This window comes from Micromonospora sp. LA-10 (genome assembly GCF_051853095.1).
In the GTDB taxonomy this organism is placed as follows: Bacteria; Actinomycetota; Actinomycetes; order Mycobacteriales; family Micromonosporaceae; genus Micromonospora; species Micromonospora echinospora_A.
This window is the reverse complement of sequence record NZ_CP195710.1, coordinates 6,163,584-6,181,052: the sequence shown is the minus strand read 5'-3', so window position 1 is coordinate 6,181,052 and position 17,469 is coordinate 6,163,584. Positions and strand designations below refer to the sequence as shown.

General features: G+C 73.1%; 13 protein-coding genes. 5 read left to right on the top strand and 8 right to left on the bottom strand.

Annotated features, from left to right (window positions below):
• Positions 1-27: 27 nt before the first annotated feature.
• Genes fni through ACSDG8_RS28655 form a run of 5 tightly spaced genes read right to left on the bottom strand, consistent with a single transcriptional unit; the run spans position 28 to position 5,395 of the window.
• Positions 28-1,110 carry a type 2 isopentenyl-diphosphate Delta-isomerase gene (fni, locus tag ACSDG8_RS28675; protein ID WP_210892088.1) on the bottom strand — a complete coding sequence of 361 codons (1,083 nt, stop codon included), beginning with the start codon at positions 1,108-1,110 and terminating at the stop codon, positions 28-30.
• Positions 1,110-2,216, bottom strand: a complete 1,107-nt coding sequence (locus ACSDG8_RS28670) for a phosphomevalonate kinase (RefSeq protein WP_439427415.1) — start codon at positions 2,214-2,216, stop codon at positions 1,110-1,112. The genes fni and ACSDG8_RS28670 overlap by 1 nt, the downstream gene beginning before the upstream one ends.
• Entirely contained in the window at positions 2,213-3,253 is a 1,041-nt protein-coding gene (gene mvaD / locus ACSDG8_RS28665; RefSeq protein WP_439427414.1) for a diphosphomevalonate decarboxylase, read from the bottom strand. Before mvaD ends, ACSDG8_RS28670 begins: the two co-directional genes overlap by 4 nt.
• Entirely contained in the window at positions 3,243-4,307 is a 1,065-nt protein-coding gene (mvk, locus tag ACSDG8_RS28660) for a mevalonate kinase (RefSeq protein ID WP_439427413.1), read from the bottom strand. The genes mvaD and mvk overlap by 11 nt, the downstream gene beginning before the upstream one ends.
• A complete protein-coding gene (locus tag ACSDG8_RS28655; RefSeq protein ID WP_439427412.1) occupies positions 4,307-5,395 on the bottom strand; it encodes a polyprenyl synthetase family protein in 1,089 nt (362 codons plus the stop codon). Before ACSDG8_RS28655 ends, mvk begins: the two co-directional genes overlap by 1 nt.
• Positions 5,396-5,814: 419 nt before the next feature.
• On the opposite strand from ACSDG8_RS28655, the gene ACSDG8_RS28650 reads away from it, so the two are divergent.
• Positions 5,815-8,484: a helix-turn-helix transcriptional regulator gene (locus ACSDG8_RS28650; RefSeq protein WP_210892078.1), complete on the top strand. Its 2,670-nt coding sequence runs from the start codon at positions 5,815-5,817 to the stop codon at positions 8,482-8,484.
• A 58-nt stretch (positions 8,485-8,542) separates the two neighbouring features.
• Here ACSDG8_RS28650 and ACSDG8_RS28645 read toward each other — a convergent pair whose 3' ends face one another.
• On the bottom strand, positions 8,543-10,216 hold the full coding sequence (locus ACSDG8_RS28645; RefSeq protein WP_210892076.1) for a LuxR family transcriptional regulator: 1,674 nt from the start codon (positions 10,214-10,216) through the stop codon (positions 8,543-8,545).
• 1,019 nt (positions 10,217-11,235) lie between these two features.
• On the opposite strand from ACSDG8_RS28645, the gene ACSDG8_RS28640 reads away from it, so the two are divergent.
• Both ACSDG8_RS28640 and ACSDG8_RS28635 read left to right on the top strand, forming a co-directional pair.
• Positions 11,236-13,335: an MMPL family transporter gene (locus ACSDG8_RS28640; RefSeq protein WP_439427411.1), complete on the top strand. Its 2,100-nt coding sequence runs from the start codon at positions 11,236-11,238 to the stop codon at positions 13,333-13,335.
• Between the two features lie 83 nt (positions 13,336-13,418).
• Complete coding sequence (locus tag ACSDG8_RS28635; protein ID WP_439427410.1) at positions 13,419-14,423, top strand: nitronate monooxygenase; 1,005 nt, start codon at positions 13,419-13,421, stop codon at positions 14,421-14,423.
• A gap of 132 nt (positions 14,424-14,555) precedes the next feature.
• On the opposite strand, the gene ACSDG8_RS28630 is transcribed toward ACSDG8_RS28635, so the two are convergent.
• Entirely contained in the window at positions 14,556-14,972 is a 417-nt protein-coding gene (locus ACSDG8_RS28630) for a YybH family protein (protein WP_439427409.1), read from the bottom strand.
• A gap of 190 nt (positions 14,973-15,162) precedes the next feature.
• Here ACSDG8_RS28630 and ACSDG8_RS28625 point away from each other — a divergent pair, with 190 nt between their 5' ends.
• Positions 15,163-15,831 (top strand): NAD(P)H-dependent oxidoreductase, encoded by a 669-nt coding sequence (locus ACSDG8_RS28625; protein WP_084212922.1) that lies wholly within the window; start codon positions 15,163-15,165, stop codon positions 15,829-15,831.
• 51 nt (positions 15,832-15,882) lie between these two features.
• On the opposite strand, the gene ACSDG8_RS28620 is transcribed toward ACSDG8_RS28625, so the two are convergent.
• Positions 15,883-16,560, bottom strand: coding sequence for a TetR/AcrR family transcriptional regulator C-terminal domain-containing protein (locus ACSDG8_RS28620; RefSeq protein ID WP_439427408.1), 678 nt, complete (start codon positions 16,558-16,560; stop codon positions 15,883-15,885).
• Between the two features lie 128 nt (positions 16,561-16,688).
• Between ACSDG8_RS28620 and ACSDG8_RS28615 the strand changes: the two genes are divergently transcribed.
• Entirely contained in the window at positions 16,689-17,384 is a 696-nt protein-coding gene (locus ACSDG8_RS28615; RefSeq protein WP_210892060.1) for an NAD(P)-dependent oxidoreductase, read from the top strand.
• Positions 17,385-17,469: the final 85 nt, after the last annotated feature.

Genomic DNA, 17,469 nt, shown 5'->3' with positions numbered 1-17,469 from the left:
TCATGGGCACACCGGCGATCGCGTCGTTCATCGAATGCCTCCGATCATCTCGTGGGTGGCGCCGGAGCGGGTGGCGAGGCGGTGGGTGTCGATGCCCCGGGCCGCGCAGAACGCGTTGAGCCGGCCCTGGATCAGCAGGTCGCAGCGGGTCAGGTCGGCCGGGGTCCGCGCGCCCAGGGCGGTCATCAGGGCTTCGATCTGGTCGAGCCAGGTGGAGATCAGCGACAGCAGCGCCGGCACGCCGCCGTCCAGGAGCGTGCGCAGGAACAGTCCGGACGCCCCGGCGGCGCCGGCGCCGAGCGCCAGCCCGCGAACCACGTCGAGCGGGTTGCGGATGCCGCCGGAGGCCAGCACGGGCAGGTCCACGCCCTGGGCGTCGAGCAGGCAGGCGGGTGTCGACTGCCCCCACCCGTCCAGGAAGGAGTAGTCGGCGGCGTCGCGCCGGTCGTTCTCGATCCGCGCGAAGTTCGTGCCGCCGCGGCCGGCGACGTCGGCGACCCGGACGCCCATGTCCCGCAGCCGCAGCAGCGTCTCGCGGCTGAGCCCGAAGCCGACCTCCTTGACGATCACCGGCACACCGACGCCGGCGACGATCTCCTCGATCCGCGGCCCCCAGGCGGCGAACGACCGGTCCCCCTCCGGCATCACCGTCTCCTGGATGGTGTTCAGGTGGATCTGCAGCGCGTCGGCCCGCATCAGGTCGACGGCCCGCCGGGCCCGCTCGACGGAGGCGGTGGCGTTGACGTTGGCCATGATGAACCCGTCGGGGTTCTCCCGGCGCATCACGCTGAACGTCTCGGCCACCGACTCGTCGGCGAAGTAGGCGCTCATCGACCCGGTGGCGATGGGTACGCCGGTCTCCCGGGCCGCGATCGCCAGGTCCCGGTTGATCAGGCCGGTCTTGGTGCTGCCGCCGGTCATCGCGTTGATGCACAGCGGCACCGGCCAGTCGATGCCGCCGAACGAGGTGGCCAGCGAGACGTCGGACCGGTCGATGCCGGCCAGGGCGTGGTGCACGAAGGACACGTCGTCGAACTCGTGGTGACCGCCGAGCCGGTCCTGCTGCTCGGCGGCGAGCCGGACGTGGTCGTCCTTGCGGTTGGCGATCATCACGCGCTCCCGTTCGTCTGATGGACCTGGATCGGCATGGGGAGCACCCCGGCGGCGGCCCACTGCTCGCGCAGCCGCGCGGTCTGCGTCGCGGCGGTGGCGTCCAGCAACGCGATGCCGCAGTCCCCGCCACCGGCGCCGGACGGCTTGGCCGCGCCGCCGACGGTCTCGGCGGCGTCGCACAGCGCCGTCAGCCGGGGGGTGAAGATGCCGAGCCGGACCTCGTCGTCCAGCTCGGCAAGCACGTGCCGGGCCCGCCGGACCTGATGCAGCAGTTCCTGGTCGTCGCCCCGCTCCAGCGCGTCGATGGCGGTACGGACGCACTCCTGGCTCCGGCTGGTGAAGCTCCATCGTGCCGCGCTGCCCCGCCACCGGGAGGCGGCCAGCCGCCCGGTCAGCGTGCTGCTGCTGGCCGGCTCGCCGGTCCAGCCCACCTCCAGCGCGAGGCCACGCGGTGGCGGCAGCCGCCGGACCCGCAGGCCCGGCCAGGGCGCGCGCATCGTCGCCTCGACGCCGCACCGCCGCGCCATCTCCCGCACGGCCGCGCGGTCGGGCGCCTGGTAGGCGAGCCAGCCGCCCCAGACGCTCGCGGCCAGATCACCGCCGGAGGCGTCGGCGCCGTCGCGCACCGTCGCCAGCATCGCCAGCCGGAAGCGCGATTCGAGGGACAGCTCCACCCCGTGGTACGCGGCCACCGCGGTCACCGCGGCGACTGTCACCGCTCCGCTCGACCCGAGGCCGAACTTCGTTCCGCCCCGGTGCAGCCGGCTGGTGATCGCCACCCGCATCGGCAGCGGGCGCAGCCCTCGCCCGGCCAGGAGTTCGCCGACCACCTCGATCGCCGAGACCACGGCGCCGAGGGCGTCTGGCGCCGGCTGCCCGTCGTCCGCGCCGACGAGCCGGCCGTCCCGCCACCGCAGACGCGCCTGCTCCGGGCAGAGGTCGGAGTCGACAACGAGGTGGGCGTCGGCGCCGGAGACGGTGACGTCCACTCCCCGGTCGACCGCCACCAGCAGCGCCGGGTGCCCCGGCTCCAGCACCGCGTACTCACCGGCGATGAACAGCTTGCCCGGCGCGTGGCGGCGCACGGCGCCCGGAGGAGTCACGGCCGGCTGCCCGGGTCCGGCCGGGCCGCCGGCCCCGGTCCGGCGACGACAACGGCGCAGCCCGGCGCGGCGTCGCGCAGGGTGTCGGCCACCCGGTCGGCGTCCGCGCGGCGGCAGAGCACCTTGACGTTCGGTCCCGCGTCCATCGTGGCGTAGGCGGAGACGCCGTCGGCGCGCAGGCGCAGCACGGCGTCGAGCACGGCCACCGTGACCGGTGCCAGGTAGCGCACCGCCGGCCGGGCGGCCAGCATGGTGGCGTGCATGCCGAGGGCGTTGCGTTCGGCGATCTCGCCGACGGCGTCCAGGTCTCCCTGGAGCAGCGCGGCCCGCATCTCGGCCAGGTCGGCGCGGCCGGAGGCGACCCACGACGGATAGAGCGGGGAGGTACGGACGGTTCGCCGCATCCCCTCGCGGCTCGACACCGCCTTCGGCCCGGCGTCGACGATCGCGATCACCAGCGCGACGTCGAAGGGCGCGACCGGCACCGGCTCGGCGTAGGAGCCGAGGTCCGCGGTGGCCCCGGCGCCCGGGCCCGCGTGGCACATCGCGAAGCCGCCGAAGATCGACCGGGAGGCCGACACGGATCCCCGCCGGGCCAGGCGGGACAGCGCGGTGGTGTCCAGGTCGAGGCCGTACGCGGCGGCGCCGGCGAGTGCGAGAGCGGCGAATCCGCTCGCCGAGGACGCCAGGCCGGCGCCGGTGGGCACGGAGTTGCGGGTGTCGACGCAGGCCCGTTCCGTGCGCCCGGCCAGCTTCCGTACCAGTTCCAGGAAGGTGACCACGCGTTCCCGCCGTTCGCCGTCGGCGGGCGAACCGTCGAGGACGACCTCGTCGGCCGTCGCGCCGCTGTCGATCCGGACGGTGGTGGTGGTCGGGAAGACGTCGAGCGTCATCGACAGGCTGTCGGCGTACGGGATCATCAGCTGCTCGTCGCGCTTGCCCCAGTACTTGATCAGCGCGATGTTCGGATGGGCCACGGCGGTCGCCGGCCGGTCGAGCGCGGGCGCGGACGGCTCCGCCCGGTGGTCAGTCGTCATGGCCGGTGAACCTCCCCATCGGGACGGTCCAGGTGCGGACGGCGCCGGCCTGCTGGACGCTCCGCACCACCGCCGCGGACTCCCGGCGGTCCCCGGCCAGCGCGATCATGCAGCCGCCCAGCCCACCGCCACTGATCTTGGCGCCCGGGCTGCCCGCCGCGAGCGCGGCGTCGACCATCCGGTCGATCCGGTCGGTGCTGATGCCGACGTCTCGCAACAGCCGGTGGTTCTCGGTCAGCCGCGCGCCGAAGTCGGCGACCCGGCCCTGGAGCAGGTCGTGCGCCGCCGCCTCGGTCAGGCTGGTCACGCGGCTGACGAACTCGTCGCGCGTGCGCGGGGAGCGCTCGAAGGCGCCCCGCAGCAACTCCACGGCGTCGCGGGTGCTGCCGCTGACGCCGCTGTCGGCGATGACGAGCACCGCGTCGAAGCCGGCCGGGCCCGGCAGTCGCGCGGCACGCGCGGCGCCCGCCATGGCGACCGGCAGTTCCCGGCCCACGCCGTTGCGGAAGATCAGCGGCGCGGTCGCGCCGGTGGCCAGGGCGTCGATGCCGCTGGCCCGGCCGTGCGCCACGTTCTCCGAGGTCTGCACCAGATCGAACACCGTGGCGGCGTCGAGGCGGCGGTCGAACGCGTCCGCGAGGGCCAGCACTGCGGCGCGGGCGCAGGCGGCGCTCGACCCGAGCCCCCGGCCCTGCGGGATGGCGCAGTCGACGAGCACGTCGACGCGCATCGGCTCGGTGACGGCGGCCCGCTGACGGAACTCCGTCACCAGATGTTGCAGGCCGTCGGTGGGCAGCGACGTCACCTCCGGGCTCTCCAGTCCGGCGATGGCGAAGGAGATCTCGTCGCCGCCGTCGCCGCCGGCCCGCCGCGCCTTCGCCACGGCGGTCAGTTGCGGCACGGGGACGGCGAGCGCCGGAGCGCCGTACACGACGGCGTGTTCGCCCAGCAGGATGGCCTTGCCGTGGGCGCGGCCGGTGCCGAGGCGGCCCGGCCCGTCATTCCGGCCGTCGAGGACGCCGCGGGCGACGACGGTCACCGGTTCCGTGGACATCACTGGGCCCGCTGGGTGGCCTTGATCGCCATGTCGGCGAGCTGATGTTTCGCGGGGGCGGTGGCGCTGCTCGCCTCCAGCGCGGCCAGCGCCCGCTCGGTGCGCAGCGAGATCTGCCGCTCGATCTCCTCGACCGCGCCGACGTCGCGGAAGATGGCGCGGATGCGGGCGATCTCCTCGTCCGCGAGGTCCGTGCCGACCTTCGCCCGCAGGTAGGCCGCCGCGTCCGGGTCCCGTTCGTCGGCGCGCTTGAGCGCCGTGGCGAGCAGGACCGTCCGCTTGCCCTCCCGCAGGTCGTCGCCGGACGGCTTGCCCGTCACCACCGGGTCGCCGAACACGCCGAGCAGGTCGTCGCGCAGCTGGAAGGCGATACCCACGTCGGCGCCGAAGGCCCGGTAGGCGGCGAAGAGGTCGTCGTCCGCGCCGGCGATCGCGGCGCCGAACTGCAGTGGCCGCTCCACCGTGTACGACGCGGTCTTGTACTGGTTGATACGCAGCGCCGCGTCGACGTCCTCGCTCCGGCTCACCTGGCTGATCAGATCGAGCAGCTGGCCGTACATGACCTCGGAGCGCACCGCCGACCACACCGGCGAGACCCGCACGTGCGCGTCGGCCGGCAGGCCGGAGGCGCGGACCAGCACGTCGGCCCAGATCAGGACCAGGTCTCCGATCAGGATGGCGGTGCCGGTGCCGAACGTTCCCGGGTCACCGGAGAAGCGCCGCGCCCGATGCCGTTCGGCGTACGCGACGTGCGCGGCGGGATGGCCGCGGCGGGTCTGGGACGCGTCGATGATGTCGTCGTGGATGAGGCCGGACGCGTGCAGCAGCTCGAACCCGGCGCAGGCGTTCAGCACCGCGCCGGCCACCGGGTCCTCCGGGTCGCCGCCGGCGCCGATCCAGCCCAGCCAGGCGAAGGCGGGCCGGATGCGCTTGCCGCCCCGCAGGACGTAGCTCTCCAGCTCGGCGACCAGGGCCGCGAAGTCGTCGCCGAGCTCATGTGCCTCGGCGCGGCGCTCGGCGAAGAAGTCCCGCAGCGCGGCGTCGACGGGCGCCGAGTCGGTGACCGTCCCGAGATATCCGACGGTCATGCCCGCGTCTCCCGATCAAGACGGCAGTCACCATTACACTCACGCATCTCGGACTCCCCTGGATTCGCTGGACCAGTCGCGTCGAGCGGCGATTAGTCGATTCCGTTCCGGACGTTTGCGCCGGCGCGGAAACGACGCCGATCTCCCCATCGGCGCCGCCATTTCGTCCGCGCCGGCACGCCGAGTCCGGCATGGCCTGACAGTAATCGCGGCCCGTCACCCTGCCCACTACTCACGCGAGTAGTGCGCGCTGCCAGCGACGTCGCCGACGAACGGCCGCAGATCCCGTATAACTGAGTAGCCCGCCCCGGTCCGGCGTTCAACTGTCCAAGACGGACGGTCGAACGCGGTGGGACATCGGCTCGCGGCGCACGTCGGACGATTCAGCAGAGGAAAACGGGATGGTCATCATGAATCGCATGGCGGGGCGCGAGCAGGAATTGTCCTCATTGGGGGAACTGCTCGACGCCACCGTGCGGGGATCCGGGGGCTGCGTCGTCGTCGACGGGCCGTTCGGCATCGGCAAGACCCACCTGCTGAAGGTCACCGGCCTGGAGGCGGCGGCCCGCGGGCTGACAGTGGTGGCCGGGCGGGCGAGCGTCACTGATCAGCCGGTGCCCGTTCACCTGCTCGTCAATTTCCTGCGCCACGCGATGCCCGGCGAAGCGGCGGTCGAGCAGCTCGCCCAGCCGGGCGCCAACCCGTTCTGGCTGATCGACCGGGTCGGCGACCTGGTCGAGGTCGCGGCGCGCCGGCGCCCGCTCGTGGTCGCCCTGGACGACGCACAGCGCATCGACGACGTCAGCGCCCTCGCGCTGCGCGGGCTCGTGCCGCGGCTGGCGTCCTCGCCGGTGCTCTGGCTGCTGGCCCGCCGGCCGGTTGCCGCCGGGTCGATCGCCCAGCACGCCGTCGACTGGCTGGCCGAGCACGCCGCGGTACGGGTACGGCTGCGCGAGCCGGGCGAGGAGGCGGTGGCGGACCTGTGCGCCGGCATCCTCGGCGCCCGGCCGGACGCCTCCGTCCTGCGCTGGGCGGCCCGCTGCGGCGGCAACCCGAAGGTGATGGAGATCGTCTTCAGCGCGTTCATCAAGGCCGGCCAGATGATCATCGTGGACGGGGCGGCGTCGGTATTGTCCGACGAGCTGCCCGACGGTGTCCCCGCCGCCGTCCGCGGGCTGCTGGAGGAACTGCCGCCCCCGCTGCGGCGCCTGCTCACGGCCGGCAGCCGGCTCGGCCACACGTTCCCCGTCGACCGGGTGACGGGCCTGCTCGACGGGTCCGCCGCCGACGTGTCCGCCGCGATCGACGAGGCGGTACGGGTCGGGCTGATGCGGCGCGACGGCGCGGAGCTGACCTTCGCCCACCAGGTACTCGGCGAGGCGCTTCGCCACGCCGCGTATCCGGAACCGGAACGCGCCGGGCCCGCATCGGCGCCCGCGCCGGCGGCGGGCGACCCGGTCCGGCGCGGGCGGCCCGATCCGCGGCCCGTGCCGACCCACTCCCCCGCCGGCCTACGCGTCACGCGCTCCGCGCCGGACACGGCCGCGCCCGCCGCGACAGCGGGGCCGCGCTCCGGCCGATGCGGGTGCGACGAGGTGGTGGCGGCCGCCGTGTCCCACCTGGAAACCAGATCCGCCGAGGCGCCGCGAGCGCTGGCCCGCGCGCTGCGCCTGCTGGCCGGGGCGGGACGGGCCGCCGAGGCCGGCCGCCTCGCGGAGGTGATCCTCCGCCGTGACCTCCCGGCGGACGCCGAGGCGCAACTCGTGCTCGAACTCGGACACGGCATGCGGGCCGCCGGCAGCCACCGCCTGGCGGCCGGCTTCCTGCGGCGCACGCAGGCCCGCCACGACGTGTGCGAGCTGGACCGCGCCAAGCTCGACCGGGCGCTCGCGGACACCACGAAGCACCTCGGCGGCGCCGCCCCCGCCGGGCCGGAGCCCCGGCGCCCGTCACCGGGCTGCGCGCCCGGCCGGCGGCCGCTGTGGACCTGGCTGGTCCGGGCGCTGGGCGCGGCCGATCAGCTCGACGAGGCGCAGGCGGTGCTGGACGCCGTACGACCACTGGCGCAGGAGCCCTCGCACACCGGCTCGGAGTCGCTCTGGCGCGGCCACCGGGCCGAGCTGCTGGCGGCGGCCGGGCGGCTGGACGAGGCACGCGCCGAGGCGGAGGCGGCGCTGCGGGCCGCCGACCACTCCCGGCCGGCCGACTGCGTACCGGCGCGCCTGGTCCTGGCCCACCTGAGCGTGCACCACGGTGACCTCGCCACGGCCAGCGACCAGTTGCGGGCGGCCGAGCGGCTGGCATCCGCCGACGACGCGGCGCGGATGGACTGGGCGCTGGCCCGGTTCCATGCGGCCAGCGGCCGTCCGGCGATGATGGTGCAGACGCTGATCAACGTCGCCGGGCAGGTCGTACCCGATCCGCTGCTGTTCACCGAGGCGCCGGCCGCCGCAGCGACGCTCGTACGCCACGCCCACCGGGCGGGGCTCGACGCGGAGGCCGAGCGGGCCGTGGAGGTCGCCCGGCGCGTCGCCCGCGGCAACCCGTTCGTCCAGTCGCTGGCGGCGGCGGCCGAGCACGCAGCGGGTCTCCTGCGCGACGACCCGGCGGCGCTGCTGCGGGCCGCCGATCTGCACCGGCTCGCCGGCCGTACGCTCGCGGCGGCCGCCGCGGTGGAGGACGCGGCCCGTAGCACCCGGGACCGGGCCGAGGCCACCCGTCTGCTCGAAGCCGCGACGGACGCCTACCGGGAGTGCGGCGCGCGACGCGACCTGGAGCGCGTGGAGGCCGAGCTGCGTGGCCTGCCGGCACACAACGTCCGCCCGTTGGTCCCCGACCGGCCGCGGTCGGGGTGGGAGAGCCTGACCAGCGCGGAGCTGCGGGTCGTACGGGCCATCGTGGACGGGATGACCAACCGCGAGGCGGCGAGTTCGCTGTTCCTGTCCCCGCACACCGTCGACAGCCACCTGCGGCGCGTCTTCTCCAAGCTCGACATCAACAGCCGGGTGGAACTGACCCGCTGCTTCATCGCGCACGAGGCGGTCCGGCCGGCGCTGGCCACCACACGCCAACCGGCGTCCGCCGGCTGAACCGGCCGACCGGCGTACGCCGGGGCGCGGTTCGACCGGCGGACGCCGGGAATGCGGTTCAGCTGGCCTTGCCGGTCATGGAACCGGCGCCCCAGTCCTGGTCGCCGCTCATGGAGTAGATCGCCGCCCGGCTGGAGTACGTGGCCGCGGCGTGCGCCAGCTCGGCCCGGGTGTTGAAACCCAGCTTCCGGTAGATCTTCCGCAGGTGGTAGTTGACCGTGTGCGCGGACAGGTGGACCTGCTTGGCGATCTGCCGGTTCGTCAGACCCACGCTCACCAGGTAGGCGATCCGCTGCTCCATGTCGGACAGGGTCGACCAGCAGCTCGCCGGTGGGGTGCCGGTCTCCTCCGGGCGGGCCGGCGTCACCGGCCGTCCCCCCGCCTGGGCCTGCGCGGCGTAGAGCTTGGCGAGTTCCTCGGTGGCCAGCGCCACCGAGATCGGGTCCCGCGACTGCACGATGATGAGCGACAGGGCCGCCGGGGCGCTGTTCGCCAGCGCGTGGGCGTGCATGGCGGTGAGGCTGGCGACCTGGATTCCGGGGTTGTCCGCGGCGAGCCCGTTGACCGTGTCGAGGACGCGGCGTTCGAGGTCACGGTCGTCCACGTCGCGGGCGAGCAGGACCAGGAAGGCGGCGGCGCTCGGCACCTCGACGTAGAGGCGGCGCTGCGTCGGCAGGCGGTGGTGCTTGCCCGCCAGCAGCTGGGCGGCGGCCCGCGGGCCTTCCTGCTTGACCGTGATCAGCACTTCGGCCCAGGAGTACTGCACCGAGTCGAGGACCACGTGGCGGTCCGCGTCCCGCTGCCCCAGCCTGAGGTACTCGATCGCGGCGGGCAGGTCCCCCATGTAGAAGGAGGCGGTGCTGAGCACCGCGTAGGCGAGGGGCCGCAGCATCGGCACCGCGTCCCCCTCCACGGCGGTGGTGGCCAGCGCCGCCTCGCGGCGCGCGTCCCCGATCCGCCCCGCCTGGAGCAGCAACCGGGCCCGCATCACCGCCGGCGCGGCAGTCCAGATCGGCGCGGGCAGTCCGCGCAGACCCGCTTCCGCCTCGTTGATCAGTGCCTCGGCCTCGTCGAACTCGCGGAGGTTCGCGAGTTTCCCGGCGAGCGCGAGCTGGGCGTGCAGGCGCCACACCGGTTCGGCCTCCGCGCCCGCCCGCACCGCCGCCCGTCCCAGCTTCAGGCCCTCCGCCAGCTTTCCCGCCGACCACAGCCCGGTGGACCGGGCGGTCAGCGCCATCGCCAGCGCGGCGTCACCGGACTCGGCGTCGCGTTCGCGCAGGATCGCCTCGGTCACCGGGTCGCCGCCCTCCCCGCCGAGCAGGAGATCGGCCAGCACCAGACACGCCTCCGCGTCACGCCGGGCGGCCGGCGACGCGGCCGGGCCGGCGAGAACCGCCTCGGCGACGCGTATACCGGCTTTCGCGTTCCCGTTCATTATCAGGCGGTGCGCCCGGGAACAGGATCCGGTGGCGTCCTCCCTGGCCGCGCTCACCGGCGCGGCAGGCGCGGCGTCCGACCGGCGATTCCGGTCGGCCGCCGGGCGCCGTCGCCCGGAAAGGCTCATCGCCTCACGTCGTAAGGCGTCGCGGGCGGGCCCGGGAATGGACTCGATGATGCCGCGCAGCAGGAAGTCGCTCTGAAAGGCGAGCTGATGCTCGGCGGTGACGACGAAGCCTGAGGCGATCGCCTCGTCCACCGGCGGGAGCAGGGCCGCCGACGATCGGCCCAGCATTCTCGAAACGTCCTCCAGCATGAAGGATCTGCCCAATGCGGCGGCCACCTTCAAGAACTGCTGACAGCCGGCGCTGACATCATTCAATCGCCGCATGACGAAACTCAGCACGCGCCGGGGAATTCGCCGGGACACCAATTCCGCCCGACCGTTTCTTTCCCGGATCAATCCCTCTTCGGCGAGCCCGCGTGCGAGTTCGGCGACCAGGTGCGGATTTCCGCCGGCGCCGCTCGCGAAGTCAATCACCTCGCGGTGCACGTCGACCCCGAGGATCTCGCGCAGGACCTGCTCGTCGCTCCCTTCGCCCCACGGCTGGGACGCCGGCCCCCCGGCGGCGAACACCGGATTTCGTGCTGCGTCTGTCGCCTGGTTCTCCCGCGGCCGTCCCGTTGTCATAATCCCCCCGGAATATGCGCACACAGCTCAAGAAAAGCCTGGACTCGGCGGTGACGCTACCCCACAGCAACAACATTTGCCATCGATCACCGTCGTCGCTCATCATAGCTATCCGGCAGGCCCGGGCGCAGCCGTCATATATCAGGCAGCATCCCGCTGATATCGGACTTAACTAAACAATGCCACGATTGGCAGAACTCGCTCGCATGACCGAAATAGCCCTCGCCGCGAGCCGCCCGGACCGGCGGGCCGAACTCCTGACGACCCCATTGAACAGGTGAAACAGGCTTCGGCCGTGCAACGGCGCCGCGCCGGGCGGTCCGGACCCGACCGGTCCCCGGGCGCATCGGCGGCGGCGGGTGACCGCGCCGCTCTGCCGACAGAGAAAGCGCAGGATACGGCGCTGACCGGATACCGACAGGTGTACTGCAAATGGAGTACCGCAAACGTGGTAGCAGCAGCCAGGAAGTGCCTGCATCCGTACGGCGACACAGAAGTGCCTGTTCACGACCATTAGGTAGAGCGCTTATTGACTTGAGGAGAAGATGATGCCTACCGAGACTCCCCGCACAGACGGAGTTCTGGCGGGATTGGCGCGGTTCTGTTACCGGCGTCGTCGACTGGTGCTCCTGACCTGGGTCGTCGGCGTCATCGCGCTGGCGTTCCTGGGCTTCCGCTACGGCGCCGCCCCGGACAACGTCTACTCCGGCGGAGACTCCCACTCGGCACGAGCCCAGGCCCTGATCGAGAAGCACTTCCCCGAGCAGCGGGGAGACACCCTCACCCTGGCCATCAAGGCCGAGCGGGGGATCGACGACCCGGCGGCCCGGCAGAAGATCGAGAAGGTCATCTCCGATCTGGACGCCTCACCGGTGACCGGGCCGATCGTGTCGCCCTACGACGACCGCAACCTGGTCACCTCCGACCGCCGCATCGCCCGGACGACGATCCCGCTGACCTCGATGGACGTGGAGAAGGCCGAGGCCAAGCCGCTCGTCGACACGGTCAAGGACGCCTCCGGCGACGGCGTGACGCTGGGGCTGGGCGGTGAGCGGGCGGAGAAGGCCGAGACGCCGCCGCAGGGCCCGGCCGAGGCGGTCGGCGTGGTGACCGCCGCGGTGATCCTGTTCCTCGCCTTCGGCTCGCTCGTGGCGATGGGCCTGCCGATCGTGACCGCGTTGCTGGCGGTGCTCGGCGGGGTCGCGCTGATGAAGCTCGTCGGGCACCTGGTTCCCTCGCCGGACTTCACGGTGCTCATCGCGGTGCTGATCGGCCTCGGTGTCGGCATCGACTACGCGTTGTTCATCCTGACCCGCTACAAGGACAGCCTGGTGGAGGGGGACGACCCCGAGAGCGCCACCGTCAAGGCCATCACCACCGCCGGTCACGCCGTCCTCTTCGCGGGCACCACGGTGATGATCGCGCTGCTGGGCCTGATCGCCATGGGCCAGAAGATGATGAACGGCGTCGCGCTCGGGGCGTCGGCGACAGTGCTGGTGACGATGATCGCCGCGGTCACGCTGATGCCGGCCTTCCTGGGCTTCGCCGGCTACAAGATCCAGGGTCTGCGCGTGCCGCGCCGGGGCCCCCTTCGCCAGACCGACGCCGACTCGTCGAAGCAGCAGCGCCGCACGCTCGCCGAGCGCTGGGCCGGCGTGGTCCAGCGCCGTCCTGTCACCGCCGCGCTCCTGGCCACCGCGGTCCTGCTGGTGCTGACCGCGCCGATGCTGTCGATGCGGCTGAGCCTGCCCGACGCCAGCGTCCAGCCCCGTGACCGCAGCAGCTACACCTCGTACGAGATCCTGTCCGAGGGCTTCGGCCCCGGCTACGGCGCTCCCCTGATCTTCGCCACCGAGGTCGGCGACGGGAACAGCGACCTCGGCCCGGTCGTCGCCGCGGTGAGCGGCACCGAGGGCGTCGCGTACGCCACGCCGCCCCGGATCAGCCAGGACGGGCAGGCCGCCGTCTTCATGGCCTTCCCCCGTACCGGCGCCCAGGACGAGGCCACCGCGGATCTGGTGCACAAGTTGCGCGACGACGTGCTGCCCGCGGCGTCCGGCGGCCGCGAGGTGTATCTCGGCGGCCCGAACGCCGGCGCGATCGACCTCGCGGAGGAGACCAGCTCGCGGCTGCCCGTGATGATCACCGTGGTCATCCTGCTGTCCCTGCTGCTGCTCGTCGTGCTGGTGCGGTCGGTCACCATCGCGCTCCAGGCGGCGGTGATGAACCTGCTGTCCATCGGCGCCTCCTTCGGTGTGCTGGTGGCGATCGTGCAGTGGGGCTGGCTCGGGTCCGCCCTCGGCTTCCCCACCTCCATGCCGATCACGACATGGGTGCCGATGATGATGTTCCCGCTGCTGTTCGGCCTCTCCATGGACTACGAGGTCTTCCTGATCTCGCGGATCCGCGAGGAGTACGAGCGCACCGGCAACACCCGCCAGGCGGTGACCCGCGGTCTGGCCCGGACCGCAAAGGTGATCACGGCGGCCGCCGCCATCATGATCGCCGTCTTCACCACCGGCATGCTCGGTCCCGACGTCTCGGTCAAGCAGGTCGGCCTGGGTATGGCCGTGGCGGTGTTCGTCGACGCCACCATCGTCCGGATGATCCTCGTCCCGGCGGTGATGGAGCTGTGCGGCAAGGCCAACTGGTGGATGCCCGGACGGCGGGCGAAGACGGCCCCGGTTCCCCCGGCCGGGGTCGAGGAAGCGGCCAGGATCTGAGCCCCTTCCCCCAAAGAGTGCGGGGAACCCCTGGACGGGTTCCCCGCACTCGCTGTCGTCCGGAACCGACGTAGGGTCACGCCATGCCCGAGCTGCTTCCTCCCCTCGTGGTCGCCCCGATGGCCGGAGGTCCGTCGAACCCGGCGCTGGTCACGGCCGCCGCCCGGGCCGGCTCGGTCGGCTTCCTCGCCGCCGGCTACCAGTCCCCCGAGGCCGTCGAACACGAGATACGCGCCGTGCGCGCGGCCGGCGTGCCGTACGGACTCAACATCTTCGTGCCGACCCCGGCCGAGCCGGACCCGGCGCCGGTGGGGGCGTACCGCCGGTTGCTGCTGCCGGAGGCGGAGCGGTACGGGGTGGATCTTCCGCCGCCGCGCCTCCACGACGACGACCACTTCGCCGCGAAGGTGGACGTGGCGGTGGCGTACGCGGTCCCGCTCGTGAGCTTCGCGTTCGGCGTACCGCCGGCGGGCGTGGTGCGGGCGCTGCGCGACGCCGGATGCTACGTGCTGATCACCGTCACCTCGGCCGACGAGGGCCGCCGGGCGGTCGCCGCCGGCCCGGACGCGCTCGTCGCGCAGGCGGGCACGGCGGGCGGGCACGCCTCGACCACCGATCCGGCCGGCTACCGGCCACGCGGCGAGGCGCGGGACCTGCTCGCCGCCGTACGGGCGGTCACCGACCTGCCGGTCGTCGTGGCCGGCGGGACGTCGTCCGCCGAGGATGTCGCGCGGCTGCGCGCGGCCGGCGCGGCGGCGGTCCAGAGCGGCACCGCGTTCCTGCTGGCCGACGAGGCCGGCACCCGGCCGGCGCAACGCGCCGCGATGCTCTCCGGCGACTTCCGCCGGACCGTGGTCACCCGGGCGTTCACCGGTCATCCGGCGCGGGCCCTGCGTAACCGCTTCACCGACGCCTACTCCGAGGCGGCGCCGGTCGCCTACCCGGCGGTGCACCACCTGACCGCGCCGATCCGGGCCGCGGCCGCGCGTCTCGGTGACGCCGAGGCGCTGAACCTGTGGGCCGGGACCGGTTTCGCGTCCGCCGCGCCGGGGCCGGCCGTCGACATCGTCGCCCGCCTGACGGGCTGACGGCTGGGATGCCCTCGCGGGCGGGCGGGCCGGCCGGGCGCGGTCGCTCCCCGGCGGGCCGGCTCCACCTGGTCTGCCGGTGCAGCCGGCCGGCCGGTCACCGGCGCCGCTGCGGCCCGGTGTCGACAGTCGTCAGGATGCGGCGGGACCGGCGGTGCCCAGGCCGGCGGGGTTGCTGATGACGCAGCGCCAGGCGCCGTCCGCGCCGCGCCGGAGCACGTCGACGGCGGTGCCCTCGATCCGGAGCGGGGTGCCGTCGGGCCCGGTTCCCTCGTGGACGTAGTCGTTGATCACCAGAGCGATGTCGCCGGTGACGTACTGGTGGCGGACGGCGACCTTGATCGGCAGGAAGTGCTGCTCCTCCCGGCTGCGCGCGCGCCTCTCCTCGCCGGTCAGGACCGTGCCGGGGGCGAGGATCAGCAGGGCGTCCGGCTCGTAGAGCCGCTCCAGCTGGTCGAGATCGCGGTTGTTGAACGCGCGCTCGAACAGGGGCAGGAGCGCGGCGGGGTCGGTGGGTGCGGCGGACTGTTCCGCGGAAGCGTTCGACATGGGCGCAGCACACCCGGATCAGGACGGACCGGTCAACGGCGACGAGCCGGTTCTGTCAGGTCGCGGGCCCTGTGGACGCCGAGGTGACTAACTAAGATCCGCGCCGTTTGCCGTACGGGTCGCGGCCGACAGGATGCCCGTAGATGGTCCATGCGATGCCCAGGCGCATCGACTCGTGAGGAGCGTTCCTGTGATCAAGGTGGCAATCATCTTCCACTCCCGCAGCGGGAATACCTACCAGATGGCCGTGGCCGCCGCGGCAGCGGCGGTGAAGGCCGGCGCGGAGGCGCAGCTCTACAAGGTGCCCGACCTGCCCAGTCCGATGGTGCTCGACCACAAGGCGTACGCGGAGCTCAACGCCGAGACCGCCGACGTTCCGGTGGCCACCCTCGCGGACCTGGTCGCGGCGGACGCCATCATGATCGGCACTCCGGTGCACTACGGCCTGCCGGCTCCGCAGATCCTCGACTTCATCGACCACTCCGGACCGGTCGCGATCCCGGGTGATCTGGCGAACAAGGTGGTGTCCGTCTTCGCGTCCGGCTCGATGCCGCACGCCGGTCAGCAGGCGGCCATCCTGGCGCTGCACAACTGCATCTGCCACTGGGGCTCGCTGATCGTCCCGAACGGCTCCAGCGTGGAGGTGCTCGGCCTGCCGAACAACGGCGCTCCGTACGGCACGTGCAGCGTCTCGCGGCACGAGGCGAACAACGTCCACGAGGACAACCTCGCCGCCATCGAGTACCAGGCGCTGCGGCTGGTCGAGGTGGCCACCGCGTACAAGATCGGCCGCGAGCAGACCACGTCGGCGATCAAGTACGTGGACCGCCGGCTGCTGGCGGAGAAGTTCGGTCTCTGACTCCGACGTGAACCGGCCCGCCCGGCGCGGGCCGGTTCGGCGTGTCCGGGGTCAGGTGGCGCCGACTCCGGCGCGGGCGGTCAGACCGTCGAGCACGTACGCCAGCCCGAGCGTGAAGTTCGTGTCCCAGTCGTCGTCGAGCAGGTGCCGCTGCGCGGCCAGGGTGGGATAGCGGGCGCTGTGCCGCTCCAGCATCAGCTGGCCCTCCCGGCGTTCCTCCGCCGACCACCGCAGCGTGGCCTGGCTGGCCGCGGAGCCCTGGACGTGGCTGTAGAGCACCCAGCTCGCCGCGGTGACGTCCCGGGAGGTGAACCCGCCGCGGGTCAGGGCGGCCTGGAGGAACTCCATCCAGGACAGGAAGCCGGGGCCGACCGCGGGACGCCGGCGCATCACCGTCGACCACGGGTGCCGCAGCAGCGCGGCGCGCCGCTCGGTCAGCAGCGTCGTGACGTCCGCCCGCCAGTCGTCGCCCGGTGGCGGTGGCGGCGTGGCGGCGAACACCGCGTCGACCGCGAGGTCGATCACGTCCTCCTTGGTGTCCACGTGCCAGTACAGCGTGGTGGTGCCGACGCCCAGGCGGTCGGCGAGGCGGCGCATGGTGAGCTGCCCGATGTCGTTCTCGTCCAGTAGCTCGACCGCGGCGGCCGTGATGCGTTCGACGGTCAGTGGCGGATCGGGCCGCCCGGGGGACGTGGTCCGCAGCCACAGACTCCGGCTCCGCTCCGCCATGCCGTCACCTGCCTTGCCCGAAATCTGCCTGTTCCGCCCGTGAGCGTAGTACATTGGACGGGTACCGGAACGTTGTTCGAGTGCCGGACCGTCGTTCGACTCTCGCGCCGGCGAAGAGGTGAGGCCAGATGAGACTCGTGGTGTTCGGCGCGAACGGCCCCACCGGCCGGCTGGCCACGGAGATGGCAATGTCCCGGGGGCACGACGTCACGGCCGTGACCCGGCGTCCGGAGTCCTTCCCGCTGCGGGGCGAGAGCCTGCGGGTGGTGGGGGCGGACGTGCTGGACGCCGCCGCCGTCGACGCCGCCGTCGCCGGTCAGCAGGCGGTGATCTCCGCGCTGGGCGTGCCGTACACGAAGGAGACCGTGCGGACCTACTCCCAGGGCGCCGCCAACATGATCGCCGCGATGCGGGCCCACGGCCTGCGCCGGCTGGTCTGCGTGACCTCGACCGGCACCAGCGGCGAGCACGCCGAGGGCGAGACGTTCACCTTCAAGAAGATCATCGCGCCCATCCTGCTGCGGATGGGACGCACCGTCTACGACGACATGGCGCGGATGGAGAAGGTGGTGGCGGAGAGCGGTCTGGACTGGACCGTCATTCGCCCGGCGGGCCTCTTCGACGGTGACGGCGTCACCGACTACCGGGCCGAGCCGCGCCGGCTCCCCGGCCGGTTCACCTCCCGTACCGACCTGGCCGACCTGCTCGTCCGGGAGGCAACCGAGGACATCCACGTCGGCCAGTTCATCGACGTGGTGACCACCACCGGCGCGCCGACCTTCGCGCAGATGTTCATCCGGGAGGCGCTGCACATCGGCAAGTGACCGCCGCCCGCCACGCGGGCCTCCCGGCGACCTGCGCCTCGGCCAACCACTGTGGCCCCGAGGGCGGTGCCGGCAGCACCTCGAC

What these genes read in the sequence shown, in the direction of transcription:
- fni (WP_210892088.1), bottom strand. Translation starts at nt 1,110, where the DNA reads ATGATCGCCAACCGCAAGGACGACCACGTCCGGCTCGCCGCCGAGCAG.
- mvaD (WP_439427414.1), bottom strand. Translation starts at nt 3,253, where the DNA reads ATGACGACTGACCACCGGGCGGAGCCGTCCGCGCCCGCGCTCGACCGG.
- mvk (WP_439427413.1), bottom strand. Translation starts at nt 4,307, where the DNA reads ATGTCCACGGAACCGGTGACCGTCGTCGCCCGCGGCGTCCTCGACGGC.
- ACSDG8_RS28655 (WP_439427412.1), bottom strand. Translation starts at nt 5,395, where the DNA reads ATGACCGTCGGATATCTCGGGACGGTCACCGACTCGGCGCCCGTCGAC.
- ACSDG8_RS28650 (WP_210892078.1), top strand. Translation starts at nt 5,815, where the DNA reads ATGGCGGGGCGCGAGCAGGAATTGTCCTCATTGGGGGAACTGCTCGAC.
- ACSDG8_RS28645 (WP_210892076.1), bottom strand. Translation starts at nt 10,216, where the DNA reads ATGCTGGGCCGATCGTCGGCGGCCCTGCTCCCGCCGGTGGACGAGGCG.
- ACSDG8_RS28635 (WP_439427410.1), top strand. Translation starts at nt 13,419, where the DNA reads ATGCCCGAGCTGCTTCCTCCCCTCGTGGTCGCCCCGATGGCCGGAGGT.
- ACSDG8_RS28630 (WP_439427409.1), bottom strand. Translation starts at nt 14,972, where the DNA reads ATGTCGAACGCTTCCGCGGAACAGTCCGCCGCACCCACCGACCCCGCC.
- ACSDG8_RS28620 (WP_439427408.1), bottom strand. Translation starts at nt 16,560, where the DNA reads ATGGCGGAGCGGAGCCGGAGTCTGTGGCTGCGGACCACGTCCCCCGGG.
- ACSDG8_RS28615 (WP_210892060.1), top strand. Translation starts at nt 16,689, where the DNA reads ATGAGACTCGTGGTGTTCGGCGCGAACGGCCCCACCGGCCGGCTGGCC.